Below are 1,443 nucleotides of genomic sequence, written 5' to 3' on the forward strand. Positions count from 1 at the left end.
GTTACCTGCAAGCAATAAACATTGTGAATTCATTCAATGAGGAAAATTAATAAATACCTGATTTTTATATTATTATTGACCATTTGGATGATTTTATGGATTGAGTTTCGGATCATACCTTTAATTCCATCAATATTCGAAAAACCATACGTTGAAAAGATAAATAATGTCATTTTAATATTATCATATAGTATAATTGCAGCATATATTTTCTACTATTTTACCTCTATAGTACCTAGAAAATTAGAGATTAAAAGATCAAAAATCTTACTATATAAAATTGTCAAATTTTCTTTATTAAATGATCTTAGATTAATTATATCATTCATTCTTGATGTTTATGACGTAAATCTAAAAATTAGTGAAGTTGAAGAAAAACATCTATTACATATAGATGGAAACATTAAAGAAAATTACATTAGATATTATACATCAAGTAAAGATGGTGTAAGGCCAGTACCCATGAAAGATATATATCAATTTAATGCGATTAAATTAAAATTTCCCGATGTAATTATAAAAAAGTTGGAGACTTTACCTAAAGTGGTCGAGTCTATCAAGAAAACTAATCCAAATTATCATAATGATGAAGTTTTTGCGGCTGCAATCACATCTATTGAAACTAATAAATTGATAGAATGGTATTGCAAGAAAGACATTAAATTATTCACGTTTGCGACAAGCGCAGAACAAATTTTCCAATTGATAGTTGATTATAGAACACTTGTTCGATTAAATTACCAGAGAAATAAAAATAATAAAGAATATGTATATCATCACTTCTATTCAAGTAATGAAGTTGACACTTCACCATATACACTTGAAAAACATTCAGAAAAATTAGAACCTACCTTTAAAAAATTGGATTATTTAAATCCAATATTCATATTTAATCCTAAAAATTATGAAGCTAGAGCAATAAATAGTGTCATTAATAAAGGAGGATATTATTCTGTAAAGAGAGGAACTAGGCCTCCATTTACAAAACTTAAATGGCAAGAAGGTATAGACATTTCTACAACTATCATAAAAACTAAATTTATTGTAATTGTTGTCAGTGGTATAAGTAAAAAAGCCACAAAGAAAATAGTTGCCAAATTTAAAGATCAAGCTATAGTGTTGCTCATATACCCGTCCCTATTTACTAGTAAAAATAATCATCTAAATAAGAAAGAATTAATTGAAAAAGGGGTTTATAAGATAAAATATAAGTCTGCTCATAAACTTTTTGGAAATTCAAAATATCCAACAAAGGATGAGATTATCAAAATAAAGAAATTACTGCATAAATTATTAAAGTTATAATTGCCTGCAGGTAACATCGGTTCACCGCAAATAACGGGTTTTATCGAAAAAGTGTAATTTTAGTAACCAGGAAAGAAAATAGTTAATCCGACAAGTCCGCATCCCTACTCCCGCAACTTGCGGTAACCGTAACCGTTA

General features: G+C 27.6%; 1 protein-coding gene. It reads left to right on the forward strand.

Going from position 1 to position 1,443, the window contains the following annotated elements:
- Window positions 1-36: 36 nt before the first annotated feature.
- Complete coding sequence (locus RM553_RS19365) at window positions 37-1,305, forward strand: hypothetical protein (RefSeq protein WP_311536615.1); 1,269 nt, start codon at window positions 37-39, stop codon at window positions 1,303-1,305.
- Window positions 1,306-1,443: the final 138 nt, after the last annotated feature.

Origin of the sequence: Autumnicola tepida, assembly GCF_031846485.1 — a bacterium.
Taxonomy (GTDB): Bacteria; Bacteroidota; Bacteroidia; order Flavobacteriales; family Flavobacteriaceae; genus Autumnicola; species Autumnicola tepida.

What these genes read in the sequence shown, in the direction of transcription:
- RM553_RS19365 (WP_311536615.1), top strand. Translation starts at nt 37, where the DNA reads ATGAGGAAAATTAATAAATACCTGATTTTTATATTATTATTGACCATT.